The sequence below is a fragment of the Vibrio sp. R11-SG3-ISO3-SZ genome (assembly GCF_059834345.1).
The window spans coordinates 1-18,046 of sequence record NZ_JCBDGX010000175.1 but is presented as its reverse complement, the minus strand read 5'-3'; the positions used below and the strand labels follow the sequence as shown (position 1 = coordinate 18,046).

Below are 18,046 nucleotides of genomic sequence, written 5' to 3'. Positions count from 1 at the left end.
TATTTTGAATAAGCAAGATCTGTCTATATCTGCTCAAGTCCGCTTTGAACAAGTGACTGTACAGTATTACTCCAAACCACGTTGGTTGGGCGGTAAACCATTTAAAGCGCTAGACCAATTAGACTTACTAATAGAAACCAACGATATTGCCATCGTTGGTCCGTCTGGTGCCGGTAAATCCACTTTGATTGAGTTGCTATTTGGTCTTAGACAACCTAGTTCGGGTGAGGTATATGTTTGTGGCTATCCGCTTTCTAAAAGTTCGGGTAAACAGCATCATGAATTGTGTAAACACATTCAACTGATCCCGCAAGAGCCGCAATCGAGCTTAAATCCTTATTACACGGTTCGTCAGATCCTCACTGAATCACTGAATAATATCAGTGGTCGGCAAGCGCAATACGAACAAGTAGAAAAAGTTCTTCAAGATGTCGGCTTAGATCTATCGCTTTTGGATCGTAATTCTCAGCAATTGTCTGTCGGTCAAGCACAGCGTGTTGCGATAGCGAGAGCGCTGATTGTCGAGCCATGTATTCTCGTCGCTGATGAGCCGACGAGCAGCCTTGATCCGGTTAGTCGTCAGCAGATTATTAATTTGTTTGCTGAGATACAAAAAGCCCGCCACATGCGACTTATTCTGGTCACTCATGATCTCGATGCAGCGCAGACGTTGTGTAATGACATTCTTGTTTTAGATAAGGGGCGTGTTGTTGAACATCGCGAATCGCAAAGTTTAGTAAGTAATCCAACACATTTTATAACGAAAGCGCTGCTAAGTGCTCAACACCGCAGCAATAAATTTACTATCGGAGAAGTATCCTATGCATCTTAATACTCCTAAATTAGCATTAACGCTGGTTTTAGGCTCTTTATTGACAGGTTGTTTTGATTCTGGCGAAACTCAACCAAAAGTAGAAAACGAAAAAGCAGAACAAGCGTCTGAAATTAGAATTGCGATGCTACAACCGCCAAGAACCGGACTGTCACCGCTATCAGATGATGCGTTTAAACTATCTCGTTGGAGCACAGCAGAAACACTAGTGAATCTTAGCGATAAATCTGTTGCAGAACCAATGCTAGCAACTGAGTGGAATCAGGTTGAAGACAACGTATGGCAATTCAAGATTCGCCAAGGCGTTAAGTTCCATGATGGTTCTGCTTTAGATGCCAAAGCTGTGGTTAACTCATTACAAAAAGCGTTAGATGCGGCACCTAAGCCACGTATCTTAGATGGTATCGAATGGCAAGTTAGCGAACTGGATGACTTCACGGTTGAAATCAAAACCACCTTTAATGACCCACTGTTACCAAGTCGTTTATCTAGTCCACAGCTAGCAATTTTGTCGGGCTCGGCATACAAGGAAAACGGTCGTGTTGTACCAACAAATACAGGTACAGGTCCGTTTGTGCTGACTGAAATCAATGGTACAAGCAGCGCTAAGCTAGAACGTTTTGATGGCTATTGGGGCGAAAAGGCTAAAATTGAACGCATCTTTGCTCAATATGTTCCAGATGGTTTTGCTCGAGCGGCAGCACTCCGTACCGGCGAAGCTGATGTGGTAGAAGCTGTACCTGTATCGCAAATTGCGACCATGGATCAATCCCAACTGCACGAAGTGGCGATGCCTCGTACCAATACGCTTTACTTAAACAACAAGTCGGACGTATTTAGCCAGATTGAACTACGTAAAGCAGCAACGCAAGCGGTTGACCGTGAGCAAATTGTTAAAACGGTTTATGAAAATCATGCCGATTTAGCGAAAGGCTTACTAGGTCCTGCGCTGGCCTGGGCAGAATCAGTACGACAAGACTATCCTCGTGCTGAAATGGTTGGTGAATATAAAGCGAATGGTGAAAAGATTACTATCGGTACATTTACTGATCGTGCTGAGCTGCCAGAAGTAGCGGTACTGCTTAAACAGCAATTAGAAGCGGCTGGTTTCGTGGTTGATTTAGATATCCGTGAGTATGCTCAGATTGAAAACGATGCGTTGGCGGGCAAGTTTGATGCATTCTTACTATCACGTGCAACTGTTTTGGATTCTGGTGACCCAGTTGCCTACATGCAAAGTGATTATGGCTGTAACGGCTCATTCAACTTAGGTCTTTTCTGCTCTGAAGAAGTTGATGCTGCGTTAAAACATGCTGATCGCCAGCCTTTGGGTGAATTACGTCAGAAAGCGATCATTGATGTAGAGAATAAAATTCTTGAGCAATTTGCTGCGATTCCACTTCTACACGAACGTGTTATTCAAGGCGAGAGTGCGACAGTGAAGGGGGTTCAGCGCGATCCGCGTGAGCGTCGTCTCGTTGATCAGTTTACTCAGGTAGACTAGTCAGATGGTGTTTCCTGTTTACATACGTTCAATTATGAACGCATGTATGCCTTGGCTATCTCGCATCCTTGCCCTTAGTGCAGTGGTCATATTAGTCGGATTGATGCCGGATATCGCTGGTATCGATCCTGCTCAGGCTATTTTGCGTGCGCGTGCTGGTGCAAATCAGTTATTGACTGCGGAAGCACTGCAATCCATTCGTGATGACCTGCAACTGGACCGCGGTGTTTATGAACGCTTGTGGGACTGGCTCAGATTAGCATTACAGGGAGATTTTGGCGTCTCCTGGGTGGATAGCTCGCCCGTTATGCAAAGTATTCAGCATACCGCGAAGACCTCATTATTGCTTATGATGAATGCGCTCGGTATAACCTTATTACTATGCAGCATTAGTGTGTTTTATACCGTCAATCGCTGGCAAAAGAAACGTCTTGATAATAACCACAATAGTTTGAGTTCGGTTTTGGTTTCTTTGCCTGAATACGTTGTCGCCGCACTGCTGATCTTGGTGTTTTCTATCTGGTTAGGCTGGTTTCCACCCTTTGGCTGGAACGGGGTGCACAACCTCTGGTTGCCGAGTTTAGCTCTGGCTCTGCCTGCAAGTGGGCTATTCAGTCGTTTACTCAGTGACAGCTTGAAACGAGTATTGAATGAGTCTTGGGTTATCACCTGGTTGTCTGCCAATGTTAGCAAATTGCAAATTTTGCGTTTTGCTCTGTGGCGAGCGCTGAGTAATCTCATTCCGCAAATCGCCATGATTGTGATTGGTTTGACAGGCGGTGCTGTTGCCGTTGAACAAGTCTTCTCGATCCCAGGTATTGGCCGTTTGATCTTAGGCGCTGCGAAATCCCAAGACTTGCCAGTGTTACAGGCCGGGTTATTGGTGCTTCTGGTCTTTTCTATTCTGGTCAGCAGTGTGAGTATTTTGATCCAACGCTGGTTGCTTGGTCATAGTGTTTCCAGCGGCAAACTAATCAGTAGCCACAGTACGTTCCGTTTTACGCAGAATAAAATCAAACGCGCGGTGAGCGGTACGATTATTGTTTTATTGGCGGGCTGTGTTGGCTGGGCTTTACTACGTGACCCATATCTGATTCAGTTTAGCCGTTTGGCACCACCTAGTTATGCAGCTCCATTTGGTTCGGATGCCGTTGGTCGCGATTTGTTAGCGAGAGTCGGTGGAGGGATGCTATCGACTCTGAAAATGGGTCTATTGGCGACATTTTTCTGCTTTGTAATTGGATTGCTGCTAGGGTTTGTTACACGTTTCAGCCAAGGGCTGATTGAGATAACAAAAGGCATCCCGTACATTGTCGCTGGCTTGCTCGTAGCTGGGTTGACAGGCATGAATCCAGACAGTGCGCTAATTGCCATTGTATTAGTTTCGTGGGCACCGTTAGCGGCGCACTGTTCAAGTTTGCTGATGGAAGCCAAAGCACAGCCATACACACATTTAGCGCCAACTTGGGGTACTACGCAGTGGCGCGTGCTGCGCTATTACTTACTACCTTATGTACTTCCGCCGTTAATAAGGCACGCATTACTTCGACTGCCGGTGATTACGTTAAGTTTAACCTCACTGAGTTTTATCGGCCTTGGTGTTAAGCCTCCAGAACCCGAGTGGGGCTTGTTAATTGCAGAAAACCTACCTTATATCGAGCGCGCACCCCAAGGTGTATTGCTGCCTATTCTCGGTTTGGTATTTGTTTCAATCGCGGTGAACTTAATCTTTGATGACTAACGGTTAGAAAAAGTGCTTTTGAGGCTGGATATTATCTCTAACAGTATGATATTTAGCCTTGTTCTTATCTATCAATTCTATTTCCAGAACTAATATTTTATTGTCTGGTAATACGTATTGGGGGCAGGCCTATCGGAGTTTGATAATTTGGTAGAAGTTAGTCAACGAGATATGATCATTAACTAAAATTTGATTTGGCAAATTTTTGCTATACCAGAAATTATTTGTTAAGACAGAGTGCTCAATGGGTCGTAACTCGGAATTGTCCAAAAGTGAGTTTCAAACATTGTTGTCGCTTTCGTTGGATAGCGACGTTGATTGAGCCTAAGTTTCGCTCTTTATTGTCAATATTGGATTCTGGTAGTCACAATAGTAACGTTACTTCGGAAATTAAAAAAGTCTCAAACTTTAATGTCCTCCAACAACAACCAATGCAAATGTAGACCGAGAAAACCTAACTAGTGTGCGGTTTTTTGCTTTTTACTCTATGCGGATTGATGAATATACATTCACCATCTGATCGCTATCTAAACAATACTTACCAGCCTAATATAGTTTCGCGGTTTGTCGAAAGAGCGATAAATGAGAACAACCTAAGAACCAAAATGACTCTTTGCAACTGTAATGAATGAGGTGACTTCTATATTTCAAGGACACCGAAATTGAGTCCTACAACTTTCAGTTTGGACACCGTTTTGGTCACCAAACAATTTTCATTTAGCCACCATTTTGGACACCAGATGGACACCGAGCATTTTTGTGTATTTAGTTGGTTTTTGTGGGTGAATAAATTCCGAGTTTTTATGCACTTAGCAATTGCTGGAGTAGGGTAAGAGTTTAGGATTAAATCAACACCAAGTTATAGTGATTAAATACAACAAAGCCCGCGTAATGCGGGCTTTGTGCTTGTTCTATAAGAACTAATATGGTGGATCCGGGCGAACTCGAATCGCCGACCCCCGCCATGTCAAGGCGGTACTCTAACCAACTGAGCTACGGATCCAAAATTTAATTTATTGCATGTTTATGCAAAAGGAATGGTGCGTCCGAGTGAACTCGAATCACCGACCCCCACCATGTCAAGGTGGTGCTCTAACCAACTGAGCTACGGACGCATTCCCTTGGAACGCCGAGAATATTAACCAGTCTTAATTCCCTGTGCAAGCCTAATTTCAATGATTTGAGTGCGTTTGCTTTATATCTAATCGAATTGGCGCCGTTTTAGACGCCGTTGGCGGTAAAGTGTGCATTGGGTCACGTGTTAGCGGCCTCGGCCGTTAAACATTACGCTGACGGTTTTCGTCGTGATCGCCATATCCATCAGTAACCAAGACTTCACTGACGACAAAGAGAGTGCGTAGCTGTGGTCGAATCCGACTTTACGGCGTACATCGTCGATGCAGGAGTCGTAGCCTTGGTTCACTTGCGCAAGGCCTGTGATGCCGGGCATAACGCCATAGGTGCGGTGGGCAAAGTAGGGAATAGCGGTCTCCAATTTTTGATAAAAGACTGGGCGTTCTGGGCGCGGGCCAATCAGTGACATTTCCCCTTTGATGACATTAAGCAGCTGGGGGATCTCATCAAGGCGGGTTTTTCTAAGGAAACGGCCGACAGGAGTGATGCGTGGATCGTTGTCGGTGGCCCAGACCGCGCCACTCACTTTTTCCGCGTCTTGATACATGGTACGAAATTTAATGATTTCGAACAGCGCCATTCGATCGGGGCTGGATTGACCTACTCGCAACTGCTTGTAGAGCACCGCCAAAGTACGAATTTGGGTTGCCATACCGACGCTCCTGTTTAGTTAGAGTCTTATTGCTCGGGTAGTGCGACATTAATGCAGCTTTGAATTCACAGGAATCGCCTGGCTAATGCGCAGCAGATTCATGATTTCCAGTGGCTGCCCGCTGACATTTTCAATACGCATTTGGCGATTCCGCTCGACTAAACGCTTGTACAAATACACCAGTGCACCGATGCCTGAAGAGTCGAGAAACTGCACGTCTTTAAAGTCCACTTCGATCTCCGTTTTGTTTTGATCGTCGATAATGGAGTCAATATAAGGCTGCGCACTGCGACTGCCTTCTGCGTCCATGTTGCCGTGAATAATCAGTGAAATTGTATTGACGTTGAGTTCTAGAGTTTGCATTTCCATGGTCATTCCCTCGATAAGTGTGTTGGGTTTTGTTTGGCTTATCGGTAGTAGAGCATGGAGCGTGCCAATTTTATTTCTTATATATTTTAATGAGTTAAGCTGATCTTCTGTCATTTCTCATTTTGAGAAATTCGCTTTTGTCATTTTGACAAGCAATTCAACTGCAATTGATAACGTTCTAAGTTTAGGTCAACATGAAGTGGCTCGAACGAATTTTGTTCACAGTTGCATAAGCTTGTAGGCTGAACAATGATGTGCGTAACGCTTTTACATGGATGAATGTTATGGATTTACGTTACACATTAACGGCTTTCGCCATCGTCACGGCACTGACAAGCCAAGCGAGTGAACCCACAGGTGCGGATCCCTGGCTGCAAATGCCACTCGCCAACAGTTATGATGCGAATGTCGATGTTGAGGCGTATTGGAAAAGTGAGAAACTCGATGGGATTCGAGCAATATGGACGGGTAATACCTTGCTGACTCGAAGTGGCAATCCAATCCATGCGCCAGCGTGGTTTACCGAGTCACTACCGGATTATCCAGTGGAGGGCGAGTTGTGGGCAGGGCGAGGGCGCTTTCACATCGTGCAACAGACAGTGATGGATACCACACCTCAAGACGCAGCGTGGAAACAGATCGACTTTATGCTGTTTGATTTGCCGACCTCGGCAGGCAATTATCAAAAACGCTATTACAACTTAATTGCCTTAGTCGAGACTATTGACCGGCCACACATCCGTTATGTCGAACACACGCCGATAGGCGATGAAGATGAACTGCTGCGCTACCTAGATAGTATTGATAGTGATAGCGGCGAAGGGGTAATGCTAAGAAAAATTACCAGTCGTTACCAAGCCGGTCGCAGCACGGACCTGCTCAAACTGAAAAAATATCAAGACACCGAAGCGCAAGTGCTTGGTCATAAAGTAGGTAAGGGAAAATACAAAGGCATGCTCGGCGCGCTGCTGGTCAAGCTGCCGAATGGTATAGAGTTTTACATTGGTAGCGGGTTTAACGATGAACAGCGCCGCAATCCACCACCCCTTGGCAGCACCGTCACCTTTCGCTATAACGGACTGACCCAAAATGGTGTGCCCAAGTTTGCGCGTTTTATTCGCGTCCACCAAGAGTAAGAGGTCTCACTTTCCAGCCAGCTATCAGCGAGGAGAGTCACCACACCGCGCAAACAGCTGCTGCCAATACTTAACGTGTTCTAGCGTGGCTTGGCGATACACCTGGTAGGCCGTGTCAATAGGGTACGCCGGGTCAAGAGGGACGTCAGCGAGAAAAGTGAGATGCGGTTCTAGCGCGTAGTATAGTTTGTCGTAATAGCTCAGTTCGGGTTGAATTTTCTCTATATAGATAGATTGGAATACGTTACGTAGATAGCGATACCGAGTGGTGTCACGTCCGGTGCCACACACAATCGCATCATCGTACTGATGCAACTGCTTGGTGATGGTATCAAGCCACAATGTACTGTTTTGCAGGGAAAACAGGAGATTCCCCAACCACAGTTGCTTGTCCAGCACCTCTTGATGAGGTCGGATTGGATGCGCGTATTGCCACGCAGTGCGTGGCTCTATCAATTCGGAAATGCCTGCCAAGGTTTGCAACGCACTGACAAAACGCTCATCTGGAAATCCGTTACTCGGTGAGAGCCAATCTTGAACTTGAAGTTGTTGTCGCATCGCATCGCTGGTGTAGAGCAAGTTAAACCAATGGCTGCTGAGTTGCGCCTCTTTGCTGGGTAAGAGTGTCGAGAGCGTCGATACGAGCGCAGGAGAAAGAGACTCAGCGTTGATGCAGCGTTGAATACCTCTTAATAACTCTGTTTGATAATCGAAATTGGCGAACTCGTCTTGCACTTTGCCCAGTGACGAATTTTTTTCAGCGATCAGATGAAAGAGCCCACATTTTCTCAATTCATAACTGTCGAGTAAGCCAAGGGTTGTGGCAGCGATGTCGACTCGAATGTCTGATTGCGCGGGGAGCGACCAATAAACCGCATCTGGCGGATCCAGCGCGGGTTTATCTTGAACATTAGCAACACGGCTTAAATAGTCGTCAAATCGTCCACCGGTAGAATGCGCGCCAAAGTCGCAGCCTGATAAAAGCGCGAGCCATCCTACCGCCACCAACCTCATTATGAGTGTTCGGATATGACGACCGAGGGATAGGGTCATCTTCCGTTTGTTCTTTGCTGTTTCATTGACATCATAGCGAGGAGTCATGGAATACTGTCTGGTGGTTTGATTGATAAGTTGTTACGTATGAGGCCAAGTATGGTTCAAAAAGACCAGCATGTAGCTGGTCTTAAGAAGAATACAGGTGATGAGCAAACACGTCCTTATTTCGATGCAAACTCTAACTGCAACTGTTCAGGTTGGCGGTGCATCCACTTGAGGCGCAGACCCAGCATCAAGGCAGCGGAGGACAAACCGACAATGAATCCCATCCAAAAGCCGTGTGCGCCCATGGGGTCGGTAATCCAATCGGTCATCGCGAGAATGTAACCGGTGGGTAGCCCTAATACCCAGTAGGCGATAAAGGTACGGTTAAAAATCGCAGACATGTCTTTATAGCCACGCAGCGCACCGGCAGCGACCACTTGAATCGCGTCAGTCACTTGGTAAATCGCCGCGAGTAGCAGCAGTTGCAAAGCAAGATCGATCACCGCACGGTTGTGAGTGTAGAGCAGTGCGATCTGTTCACGAAAGACGACAGTGAGGACGGCTGTGGCTAGTGACAGTGTCACTGAAACAATAATCCCGACACGAGAAGCCACTGCGGCGCCATCCACACTCTCTTCACCCAGCTTATGACCCACGCGAATACTGGTCGCAGCGCCAATGCTCATGGGCAACATAAAGACCAGCGAACTAAAGTTGATCGCCACTTGGTGAGCGGCGACGACCAAGGGCCCAAGTGGGGCAACCAACAGCGCGACGACCGCGAACAGTGTGACTTCAAAAAACATCGCGGCAGCGACAGGAAAGCCTAATTTTAACAAGCGGACTTGAGCAGCCAGCTTAGGCGCACACCACTGACCAAACACATTGATATGCGCTAAGCGTTTCGAGGTCACCACGTAGAACAGCAACATGGCAAACATGATCCAATAGACGATTGCGGTGGCAACGCCACACCCAACGCCGCCTAACGCCGGGGCGCCAAATTTACCAAAGACAAATATCCAGTTGAGAGGGATATTCAGTAAAAGCCCGAGAAAGCCAATCACCATCGCGGGTTTGGTCAACGACATGCCATCGGTAAAACTGCGTAAGGTTTGAAACAGCAAAAAGGCCGGAACGGCAAGCATCACCGCATCCATATAACCGATGGTTTTGGCCGCCATCACGGGTTCGACGTCCATTAGGCCTAAAATGGTTTGTGTTTGCAGCAACACGATCACAGTCGGCACGCTGAGTAGTAGCGCCATAATGATGCCTTGATGAATTTCAAATGGGATTTTGTGCTGACGACCAGAGCCATTGAGCTGCGCGACAACCGGCACTAACGCCATAAGCAAACCGATACCAAACAAGATGGTCGGTAGCCAGATACTGGCGGCAATCGACACCGCCGCCATATCGGTGGCACTGACAGCCCCGGCCATCACGGTATCGACGAATCCCATTCCGGTTTGAGCGACGGAGGCGATCAAGACAGGTGTGGCCAACTTGATGAGGGCTTTGGCCTCTGATTGATAACGTTGCACGGAAATCTCCAACTTACGGTCGTTATTATAATAGAAGTGAATAGTACGCTTGTGCGCGATGATAAAGAAGTGTCACACTAAGCGCCATCAAAATACGTATCAATACTGTCTTATCTTGCACACTGAGCAAGGTGAGCCCGACAAAACAGGTGGAAGTGATTATGTTTACGGGAATTGTACAAGGAACGGCGCAAGTTGTATCCATTGAAAAAAAAGAGAACTTTCAAACTCATGTGATTGCACTTTCAGAGACGATGCGAGAAGGACTGGCTATCGGCGCATCGGTCGCGCATAACGGCTGCTGCTTGACGGTCACACACATCGACGGCGCAAACATCAGTTTCGATTTAATGCAGGCGACGCTGCGTTTGACCAATCTTGGTGAGTTGAACGAGGGCGACCAAGTCAATATCGAACGGGCGGCTAAGTTTGGCGATGAAATTGGCGGTCATTCTATGTCGGGTCACATCAGTGCAGTGGCCAAGATCGTTGAGATCATTGATACGCCTAACAATCGTACTATCTGGTTTGAGTTGCCTGAAGAGTGGCTCAAATACGTATTAGCCAAAGGCTATATTGGTCTAGACGGTTGTTCGCTGACCATTGGTGAGGTTAAAGATTCGCGCTTTTCGGTGCACCTGATCCCGGAAACCATGCAGCGTACCTTGTTTGGCCGCCGTCAAGTGGGTGATTGCATCAATGTTGAGTTTGATCCGCAAACCCAAGCGATTGTGGATACCGTCGAGCGCGTATTGGCAAGTCGCACCTAACCTCGTTAGGCGATCGTGGATGACCAGTCCTGAGCGCTCGTTGCGTTCAATCCGTGCTGTGCTTTAGGCTCGAGCGTTAAAAAATCTGTTCATCATCGGCGTCGACTTGGAGCTCAACCGTATCGTGCAACTCGTCGACCATCATATTGAGATGAATCGTGTGACAACAGGCAGGGCAGTCATCATAAAAGTTTTGACTGCCATTGGACGCGTCGAGCGTAATGGCAATATGGTGCCCGCAATGAGGGCAAGAGATACGTTTTTCGGTGTATTCACGCATAACAGACTCCTTGCAACAAAACCGCCTTGGCGATGAATAAAGCATACGCTGACTTGTTGCTGTTTGACGTGAATTAAGTAAAAAATTTGACCTACTAAGGAAAAATCCCACCAAAGAAGTAGGCCGCGCAGAGTTTATCTACGCGGCCTTTTGGTTAGATTTAACGTATCTTCTCTACACGTAACGTCGAGGCGTAGAGATTAGTAAAGATCAGTAGCTGAGAATCGTGTTGATGCTTTTTTGTGCTTGCTCGAGATAGTGCCCGCCAAATTGGTTGTAGTGATTTAAGAGGTGGTAGAGGTTGTAGATCTCTTTACGCTCGGAATAACCAAGATCGAGCGGTAAAATACTTTCATAACCTTGGTAAAACTCAGGCTGAAATCCCTCAAACAACTCAGTCATGGCAATATCGCACTCGTGATCACCCCAATAGCATGCCGGATCGTAGCAAATCGGACCAAACACAGAGAGCGATGCGTTACCATGCCACAAATCACCATGAAGTAGCGAAGGGCTAGGGTGGTGATTGGCTAAGCGGTCGCGGATGACTTGGGTAAATTCATCAATATCGACCAAATTAATCCCTTTCTCTTTCATCAGTTGCAGTTGCCAACCGATACGCTGCTCTGCAAAAAAGTGGTTCCATTTTTTCGTCCACGGATTGGGTTGTAAGGTCGCGCCAATATAGTTATCGACATCAAAGCCATACTCTTTTTGTTCACCCCACTGATGCAAACGTGCCAGTTGCTGACCAAACTTGTAGCTGTTTTCGGCATCGTCGAGCGGCTTAGTCGGCAGATAGTTGAGGATAATAAAGGCGTGAGTCTTGCTTTTGCCGACGGCGATCAACTCTGGGACAAACACGGTATTGCTCTCACGCATAATACGGATGTTTTCCGCTTCAATTTCGAACTTAGGCAAAAATTCACGTGTGTTCACTTTGACGAAATAACGTTGCTCGCCATCAGAGATCATATAGCAATCACTGATATCGCCGCCGCTGATGCGTGTTTTTTCGAGGATCTCGAAATTGAACATTAGGGTATCGGAAAGGTGCTTAGAGATCGCTTGCCACATAATCTGCCCTCAACTCGTTGCTATAAATCCAGTTTAGAAGAGTTGACGCATAATTACTGGTTTCTAGTGCAAAAATTTCAATCATTTCGAGACTTTAAACGTACGATTAACGAAAGTGTGACCGTGCTCTAATCGAACAGTGAATTCCAGCTTGGTGCAAAAAATCAACATAAGCATGGATTCTTAGCCTGAATTGGTTGTGAAAGGGTAAAAAAATGACTTAGTATTACTACTGTATGGAACGACATAAGTAAGAGGGTGGATTGTGGTCGTTGACACAGATGGTTACTTAGCATTAATTGAACATTTAGCACTTAATATTGATATTTTCACAGCGGCTGATGGTGACACCGGAACAGAGAGCGTGGAAGACGTGGTGACCGATATGGTGGCAAGTAACATAATGGCCATTTTTGAGCAAAATCCTGAACTCCACTCCAGTGTCCGTTTCAAGTTACTCAAAGAAGCCGATTCTGTTGTTGAAGATTTGGGTGAAGTGTTGGCGGGCGTGTGGACCAAACCGGCGACCAATGAGCAAATTACCTTCCTTGATGAGTTTATTGCTCTGTTGAAAAACCTGTTCGATAGCGCTGTCGCCAAATACGACTAACGCAGTGATTCGAGCCTGTCGGTAGCGACAATAAATAAAACCGCCCAAATAGGGCGGTTTTGTTGTTTTGAAATGTTCAGTTTATATTGTTCTCATTAGACGCCATGCCTACGCTGGCGGCGTCTCGATGCGCCTAAAGTGCCAGAACTTCGAGGCCCAATATGGATTATCCAAGCGAGAAATGATTACGCCTTTGGACGTCGAGGCGTGCATGAATCGCTTGTTGCCCACATAAACTCCCACATGACGCACATTCCACGAGGTTTTGAAAAACGCCAAATCACCGACTTGAGCGTCTTGGTAGTCTATTTGTGCGCCGAGTTTTACCTGAGCTTTGGTTGTACGCGGAAGGCTCAATTCAAGCGCGTCGCGATAGGCTATCTGCACAAACGCCGAGCAATCAATACCAGAGTATGAGCTGCCGCCTAAACGATAGGGCACCCCCTTCCACTGCTCATAAACTTGCATAAATGACTGATTAACGGTTTGTTCGTGTGCGCTTAACGGCTGGTTAAGCGGTGCCTGCGCCGAGCGCTGTGGCGAACTGCTGCAGGCGAAAAGCGTGAGCGACATCAGTGTTGTCGCTATTGTGCTGCTGGGTATCCTTACGACTTTCTTCACATTCACTCCTGACACGTGGTTGTCATAATCACGTCATACACTACGCGCATCTAAACTTTTGTATGACGTCGGTTCCAAACTATGACTCAAAACAAACCCGCGACTGCGCACGCCAAACATCGTAAATCGTTATCACTGATTCAAACCATCAGTGCGGTGTTTCTCTCCATCACCATACTGGTGATCGTCCAGTCTGTCACCAGTGTGAAAGGCTTAGAGAGAGTGGACGCACAATTTCACCGCTTATCAAACCAAGCGCTGCCATTAGCGATGACAAACGCTAAGTTAACACAAACCATTTTAGACCAGCTCAAGCAACTGAGCTATGGCACACAAGTCGAGAGCCAAACGGAGTTGACGCAGATTCAAGAGCAGGTTGAACAGCGCATTAGCCAATCACACCAATATGCGCAAGATGTGTTCACTATTGCCAACGAGTTTGATCAAGCCATTTCCACTGAAGATCAAACAGCGCTGGCGGACAATATTGATCAACTGAGTCAGTTGACGCGACAAATTCTCGCAACACAAGCAGCCCTTCTTCAGCGTCAAGCGCAGATCAACACTGACGTCAGCGGTTTTCGTTATGGATTGAGTTCAATCGGTCCTGAAATGAACCGAATAAGCTCGTTTTTGGCGATAGACAACCCAGAATCAAGTGATGCGGCGAACCGATTTATTGCCAGTGCCAGCTCAATGGAGAGCACTTTTCTGGTATTGATGATGCAAGACAACTTGGATCAGGCCATGGACGAATACAAAGAGATGCGCAACCGGATCGCCGGCATCACCTTAGCGTACGATGACTTCGCTGAGTGGCACCCGGATGTGGTTGAGTTTGCCAGCTTGATCGCGCCGTATGAGATGGTTTTAGCGGGGTTTGAAGACGCTGGGGTCTTACAACAGATCCTAGACAAACTTGAACTCGCGGATACGCAAAGAGCGAACGTAGCAAAAGCGGCGGTATTGGCGAATCAAACCGTTACGCTTTTGAATCAGCTCTCAGACACATCCGAGGGGCTAATGAACGATAGCCAGGCGGTCGTCAACACGGCGATGAGTCAGATTGTCTCGACCATGTTGTTAAGTAGCGCCCTCTTAGTGACATTGGTGGTAGTCTCTTGGTTGGCACTGCGCAGCTGGACCAGTCGCGGCTTGAAGAACATTCTCGCTAGCCTCACCACACTCACAGAGCATGACTTTTCTCAATCGATTAGTTCAGTCGGGCCGTTTGAATTTAAAGAGATCGCCCGGAAGCTCAATCAAGTCGTTGCGTCAACCAATGAGTCTATTTCGACTGTGACACGCAACTGCGAAACCTTGTATCAAACCGCTGAAATCAGTCACAACGCCGCGGAGCAATCCAATCAAAGTTTAACTCAGCAAAACGAAGCGTTGGCGAGCATGGTGACCACGGTGACCCAACTAGAGGCATCGATTCGTGAAATCGCGCAGGTGACCAATGAATCTTACGGCGAGTCTCAAGCTGCAGCGCAGTTTTCAAGTCAAGGCGTCAACGCTATTGTCGATAATCAAGCCAGATTGCAATCACTAGAACAGACATTAAACCTGAACGAGTCTTCGATGGTCGAGTTAGATAACCGCGTCAAACAGATCCGTGAAATGGTGGATATGATCGCCGGAATTGCAGAAAACACCAATTTGCTGGCTCTCAATGCTGCGATAGAAGCGGCAAGGGCAGGTGAGCAAGGGCGAGGCTTTGCGGTAGTCGCAGATGAAGTGAGGAAACTGGCCAGCGATACTTCTAAGCAAACCACGCAAATTAGTCAGCGTATGGGTGAGTTGGTCTCTGCGGCGGAGAAGTCGCGCCAAGCCGTCGCTGATACTAGAGCGGAAATGACCAACGCATTGGCGTCGAGCGAAACGGTGAAACACACCTTTGCCGACATCGAACAAGCGGTTAACCAAATCAAATTGCGCGTTGAGCAGATAACGGTCGCCACTGAAGAGCAAGAGCGCGCCACCGCTGATGTGAGCCAATCCATTACTCAGGTCTCCGATCAGGGTCAACAGACCAAATTGCAGCTGGAATCGATGGTTGAAAGCTCAGAGCAAGTGGCCGACATTGCGGGCCAACAGCAGACGATGTTGCATAAGTACCGCTTGTCCTGAGAAAAATAATCGAAAGAAATATCGATAGTTAGGTTTTGGGACGGCGAAAGGGCTGAGACAGCATTTTATCCAGCCACTGCTCGCGTGCTTGGTTGAAGATCGGTAAACCGATCTTCACTTCATCGTGGCCCAAAGCGGGCTGGTCGATGTAAGTGCCAAACCCTCTATCCCATATTGAAAGAAAGAAGCCAAAGTTGGAGTGGGTCTCACGGGGGATGACTGAATGATGCACGCGATGCATGTCTGGTGTGACTATGAAGTGACGCAGCTTTCGGTCCCAATCAAGACGCAGCTTGGCGTTGCTATGATTGAACATCGCACTTGCATTGAGCAGAACTTCAAACACCACTACAGCAATCGGCGACACCCCCAGACCCAACACCAAGGCCATTTTAATCAGCATCGAAAGGAAAATTTCTAGCGGATGAAATCTCGCCCCGGTGGTGACATCGATGTCTTGATCCGCGTGATGCATGCGGTGCAATCGCCACAGAAAAGGGATGCGATGAAACAGGCGATGCTGAATATAAATGGCTAAATCGAGCAGTAACACAGATAGGACAACATTGAGCCAAGCAGGTACCTCCAGCCGATGCATGACGCCAAATTGATACTCGAGCGCGTACAAAGCAACGCCAAAAGCGAGGGTTGGCAGCAAAAGGCTAAGGGCGACAGAGTTAAACGCCACAAGCGTGAGGTTATTTAGCCAACGCACCGCTTTACTCTGGGTCAAGGTTTTACGCGGCACACACCACTCCCACAGCCCACACGCGAGCAGTACACCGATAAATACGCTGAGTCGAATAAATTGTGGGTCTTGCATGGCATCCTCTACATTTTCTACTTATACATCGGGGTGAGTTTTGATTGAATCTCCCATCATGCTAGGTACACTCTAGCTCCCTAATTTGACCTTGCCAAACATTGTATGAGAGTTCACGCGTTTCATCGCTTATATCAACACCGATTAGACCGCTCAACCAAACCGTTTATTGCACGCGGCTGCAAAGTGGTGCGCTGCCCTTATTGCCAAGTGGCGCAGTCGTATTGCCTATGCGCGCATCAACCCAACATCGAGTGTGGCGTGCAGGTTTTGCTCATTGTCTCAGATAATGAAGTGTTCAAACCAAGCAATACCGGTCGGTTAATTGCCGATACCGTGCGTGAGACGCATGTCTATCAGTGGCAGCGCACGGAGCCCGATCCTGACATGCTCGCCCTCATCGCCGATCCAAGCAACGCGCCGGTGTTGGTGTTTCCAGATGCCTACGTAGACGATAGTTCTCGTTTAGTCACACCGGAATGGATTCAAAGCCAAAGCCTCAATCAACCGAATAAGACGCCATTACTGATTTTGTTTGATGGCAGTTGGCGAGAAGCGCGAAAAATGTTTCGCAAATCGCCTTATTTGGCGCATTTACCCGTGGTTTCGCTGACACCAGAAAGCGTGTCCCAATACCTGATTCGCCGCTCTGACAATGAGCAGCACCTCGCGACAGCAGAAGTAGCCAGCCTATTGCTGGCGCAACTGGGCGAAGTCAAGGCATCTCGCACACTGAGCGATTGGTTTTCGGTATTTCGTGAAGCCTATCTACTGACCAAAAGTCGTGGTTTGGGCGATGCCACTCGACCAGCGCTGAAACATTTCATCGAACAGAGTGAAAATGAGAATTCGCTCTAAAAGCCACGGTTTGAGTGGCGATTGTCTGCGCACCTGGTTTTAAGCGACAACTAAATCCGTCATCGGTCACGGAATGTAGGCGTAGCAATATGGATAATGAGTCGATTTATAAAATTGATAACATTGATTTCTGGGAGAGAAACCATGTACTACGGCTTTGATGTGGGTGGCACTAAGATTGAGTTTGGTGCGTTCAATGAGCAGTTAGAGCGTGTTGCAACCGAGCGTGTGCCTACACCAACCGATAACTATGAATTGCTGGTCGAGACCATCGCTGGCTTGGTGAGCAAATACGATGCGCAGTTCGGCTGCGAAGGCAAGATTGGCCTGGGTTTGCCAGGTATGGAAGATGCCGATGACGGCACCGTGCTGACCGTTAACGTTCCTGCAGCGAAAGGCAAACCGCTGCGCAGCGATCTGGAAGCGAAAATTGGTCGTGGCGTTAAAATCGAAAACGATGCGAACTGTTTTGCTCTATCAGAAGCGTGGGACGATGAGCTGAAAGATGAGCCTTCAGTGATGGGCCTTATTCTCGGCACCGGCTTTGGTGGCGGTTTGGTGTACGAAGGTAAAGTATTCTCAGGTCGCAACCACGTTGCGGGTGAATTGGGTCATATGCGTTTGCCTATCGACGCTTGGTTCCACCTTGGTGACAACGCCCCGCTGCTGGGCTGTGGTTGTGGCAAGAAGGGCTGTTTGGACAGCTACCTGTCTGGTCGCGGCTTTGAGCTTATCTACGAGCACTACTTCCAAGAGTCGAAAAAAGCGATCGATATCATCACCGCTTACCAACAAGGCGAGAGCAAAGCCGTTGAGCACGTTGAGCGCTTTATGGAGCTACTTGCGATCTGTTTTGCCAACATCTTCACCGCCAATGACCCTCATGTGGTCGCACTGGGCGGCGGTCTCTCGAACTTC

The 18,046-nt window shown here is 47.6% G+C and carries 16 protein-coding genes, 2 tRNA genes and 1 pseudogene; 9 read left to right on the top strand and 10 right to left on the bottom strand.

Annotation, left to right across the window (positions count from 1 at the left end; all coding sequences use genetic code 11):
• Nucleotide 1 precedes the first annotated feature (1 nt).
• Genes AC6R1O_RS18485 through AC6R1O_RS18475 form a run of 3 tightly spaced genes read left to right on the top strand, consistent with a single transcriptional unit; the run spans nucleotide 2 to nucleotide 4,077 of the window.
• On the top strand, nucleotides 2-832 hold the full coding sequence (locus tag AC6R1O_RS18485; protein ID WP_500633396.1) for an ABC transporter ATP-binding protein: 831 nt from the start codon (nucleotides 2-4) through the stop codon (nucleotides 830-832).
• A complete protein-coding gene (locus AC6R1O_RS18480) occupies nucleotides 822-2,336 on the top strand; it encodes an ABC transporter substrate-binding protein (protein ID WP_500633352.1) in 1,515 nt (504 codons plus the stop codon). The genes AC6R1O_RS18485 and AC6R1O_RS18480 overlap by 11 nt, the downstream gene beginning before the upstream one ends.
• Before the next feature lie 4 nt (nucleotides 2,337-2,340).
• Nucleotides 2,341-4,077 (top strand): ABC transporter permease subunit, encoded by a 1,737-nt coding sequence (locus AC6R1O_RS18475; protein WP_500657594.1) that lies wholly within the window; start codon nucleotides 2,341-2,343, stop codon nucleotides 4,075-4,077.
• A gap of 926 nt (nucleotides 4,078-5,003) precedes the next feature.
• Here the strand turns inward: AC6R1O_RS18475 and AC6R1O_RS18470 are convergent.
• The 4 genes and pseudogenes from AC6R1O_RS18470 to AC6R1O_RS18455 all read right to left on the bottom strand — a co-directional run bounded on the left by AC6R1O_RS18470 (nucleotide 5,004) and on the right by AC6R1O_RS18455 (nucleotide 6,232).
• Nucleotides 5,004-5,080, bottom strand: a tRNA-Val gene (locus tag AC6R1O_RS18470).
• Nucleotides 5,081-5,115: 35 nt separating this feature from the next.
• Nucleotides 5,116-5,192, bottom strand: a tRNA-Val gene (locus AC6R1O_RS18465).
• Between the two features lie 146 nt (nucleotides 5,193-5,338).
• Nucleotides 5,339-5,836, bottom strand: a pseudogene (locus tag AC6R1O_RS18460) (sugar transferase); the annotation flags it as partial.
• Between the two features lie 75 nt (nucleotides 5,837-5,911).
• Nucleotides 5,912-6,232 (bottom strand): STAS domain-containing protein, encoded by a 321-nt coding sequence (locus AC6R1O_RS18455; protein ID WP_500633354.1) that lies wholly within the window; start codon nucleotides 6,230-6,232, stop codon nucleotides 5,912-5,914.
• Between the two features lie 284 nt (nucleotides 6,233-6,516).
• On the opposite strand from AC6R1O_RS18455, the gene AC6R1O_RS18450 reads away from it, so the two are divergent.
• Nucleotides 6,517-7,368 carry a DNA ligase gene (locus tag AC6R1O_RS18450; protein ID WP_500633355.1) on the top strand — a complete coding sequence of 284 codons (852 nt, stop codon included), beginning with the start codon at nucleotides 6,517-6,519 and terminating at the stop codon, nucleotides 7,366-7,368.
• A gap of 24 nt (nucleotides 7,369-7,392) precedes the next feature.
• Here AC6R1O_RS18450 and AC6R1O_RS18445 read toward each other — a convergent pair whose 3' ends face one another.
• A complete protein-coding gene (locus AC6R1O_RS18445; RefSeq protein ID WP_500633356.1) occupies nucleotides 7,393-8,373 on the bottom strand; it encodes a DUF3080 domain-containing protein in 981 nt (326 codons plus the stop codon).
• Between the two features lie 212 nt (nucleotides 8,374-8,585).
• On the bottom strand, nucleotides 8,586-9,998 hold the full coding sequence (locus AC6R1O_RS18440; protein ID WP_500633397.1) for an MATE family efflux transporter: 1,413 nt from the start codon (nucleotides 9,996-9,998) through the stop codon (nucleotides 8,586-8,588).
• Between the two features lie 119 nt (nucleotides 9,999-10,117).
• Between AC6R1O_RS18440 and AC6R1O_RS18435 the strand changes: the two genes are divergently transcribed.
• Nucleotides 10,118-10,726, top strand: coding sequence for a riboflavin synthase subunit alpha (locus AC6R1O_RS18435; RefSeq protein WP_500633357.1), 609 nt, complete (start codon nucleotides 10,118-10,120; stop codon nucleotides 10,724-10,726).
• 76 nt (nucleotides 10,727-10,802) lie between these two features.
• Here the strand turns inward: AC6R1O_RS18435 and AC6R1O_RS18430 are convergent, their stop codons facing one another.
• Entirely contained in the window at nucleotides 10,803-11,006 is a 204-nt protein-coding gene (locus AC6R1O_RS18430; RefSeq protein WP_334555318.1) for a CPXCG motif-containing cysteine-rich protein, read from the bottom strand.
• 210 nt (nucleotides 11,007-11,216) lie between these two features.
• Nucleotides 11,217-12,083 carry a fructosamine kinase family protein gene (locus tag AC6R1O_RS18425; protein ID WP_500629807.1) on the bottom strand — a complete coding sequence of 289 codons (867 nt, stop codon included), beginning with the start codon at nucleotides 12,081-12,083 and terminating at the stop codon, nucleotides 11,217-11,219.
• Between the two features lie 265 nt (nucleotides 12,084-12,348).
• Between AC6R1O_RS18425 and AC6R1O_RS18420 the strand changes: the two genes are divergently transcribed.
• Nucleotides 12,349-12,693 (top strand): DUF3802 family protein, encoded by a 345-nt coding sequence (locus AC6R1O_RS18420; RefSeq protein WP_334555320.1) that lies wholly within the window; start codon nucleotides 12,349-12,351, stop codon nucleotides 12,691-12,693.
• A gap of 108 nt (nucleotides 12,694-12,801) precedes the next feature.
• Here the strand turns inward: AC6R1O_RS18420 and AC6R1O_RS18415 are convergent, their stop codons facing one another.
• Nucleotides 12,802-13,266, bottom strand: a complete 465-nt coding sequence (locus AC6R1O_RS18415; protein WP_500631173.1) for a C40 family peptidase — start codon at nucleotides 13,264-13,266, stop codon at nucleotides 12,802-12,804.
• Nucleotides 13,267-13,395: 129 nt separating this feature from the next.
• On the opposite strand from AC6R1O_RS18415, the gene AC6R1O_RS18410 reads away from it, so the two are divergent.
• A complete protein-coding gene (locus AC6R1O_RS18410) occupies nucleotides 13,396-15,447 on the top strand; it encodes a methyl-accepting chemotaxis protein (protein WP_500657593.1) in 2,052 nt (683 codons plus the stop codon).
• A 28-nt stretch (nucleotides 15,448-15,475) separates the two neighbouring features.
• On the opposite strand, the gene AC6R1O_RS18405 is transcribed toward AC6R1O_RS18410, so the two are convergent.
• Nucleotides 15,476-16,270 carry a sterol desaturase family protein gene (locus AC6R1O_RS18405; protein WP_500657592.1) on the bottom strand — a complete coding sequence of 265 codons (795 nt, stop codon included), beginning with the start codon at nucleotides 16,268-16,270 and terminating at the stop codon, nucleotides 15,476-15,478.
• A gap of 105 nt (nucleotides 16,271-16,375) precedes the next feature.
• Here AC6R1O_RS18405 and AC6R1O_RS18400 point away from each other — a divergent pair, with 105 nt between their 5' ends.
• Both AC6R1O_RS18400 and nagK read left to right on the top strand, forming a co-directional pair.
• Nucleotides 16,376-17,128 (top strand): tRNA-uridine aminocarboxypropyltransferase, encoded by a 753-nt coding sequence (locus AC6R1O_RS18400; RefSeq protein ID WP_500633359.1) that lies wholly within the window; start codon nucleotides 16,376-16,378, stop codon nucleotides 17,126-17,128.
• A gap of 144 nt (nucleotides 17,129-17,272) precedes the next feature.
• Nucleotides 17,273-18,046, top strand: a 774-nt coding sequence (gene nagK, locus AC6R1O_RS18395; RefSeq protein WP_500657591.1) for an N-acetylglucosamine kinase, incomplete at its 3' end; no start/stop codon positions are given.

Excerpts from the sequence above, each read along its gene's own strand:
- AC6R1O_RS18400 (WP_500633359.1), top strand. The coding sequence starts at position 16,376 with ATGAGAGTTCACGCGTTTCATCGCTTATATCAACACCGATTAGACCGC.
- AC6R1O_RS18425 (WP_500629807.1), bottom strand. The coding sequence starts at position 12,083 with ATGTGGCAAGCGATCTCTAAGCACCTTTCCGATACCCTAATGTTCAAT.
- AC6R1O_RS18430 (WP_334555318.1), bottom strand. The coding sequence starts at position 11,006 with ATGCGTGAATACACCGAAAAACGTATCTCTTGCCCTCATTGCGGGCAC.
- AC6R1O_RS18410 (WP_500657593.1), top strand. The coding sequence starts at position 13,396 with ATGACTCAAAACAAACCCGCGACTGCGCACGCCAAACATCGTAAATCG.
- AC6R1O_RS18475 (WP_500657594.1), top strand. The coding sequence starts at position 2,341 with ATGGTGTTTCCTGTTTACATACGTTCAATTATGAACGCATGTATGCCT.
- AC6R1O_RS18450 (WP_500633355.1), top strand. The coding sequence starts at position 6,517 with ATGGATTTACGTTACACATTAACGGCTTTCGCCATCGTCACGGCACTG.
- AC6R1O_RS18405 (WP_500657592.1), bottom strand. The coding sequence starts at position 16,270 with ATGCAAGACCCACAATTTATTCGACTCAGCGTATTTATCGGTGTACTG.
- AC6R1O_RS18455 (WP_500633354.1), bottom strand. The coding sequence starts at position 6,232 with ATGGAAATGCAAACTCTAGAACTCAACGTCAATACAATTTCACTGATT.
- AC6R1O_RS18435 (WP_500633357.1), top strand. The coding sequence starts at position 10,118 with ATGTTTACGGGAATTGTACAAGGAACGGCGCAAGTTGTATCCATTGAA.
- AC6R1O_RS18480 (WP_500633352.1), top strand. The coding sequence starts at position 822 with ATGCATCTTAATACTCCTAAATTAGCATTAACGCTGGTTTTAGGCTCT.
- AC6R1O_RS18415 (WP_500631173.1), bottom strand. The coding sequence starts at position 13,266 with ATGTCGCTCACGCTTTTCGCCTGCAGCAGTTCGCCACAGCGCTCGGCG.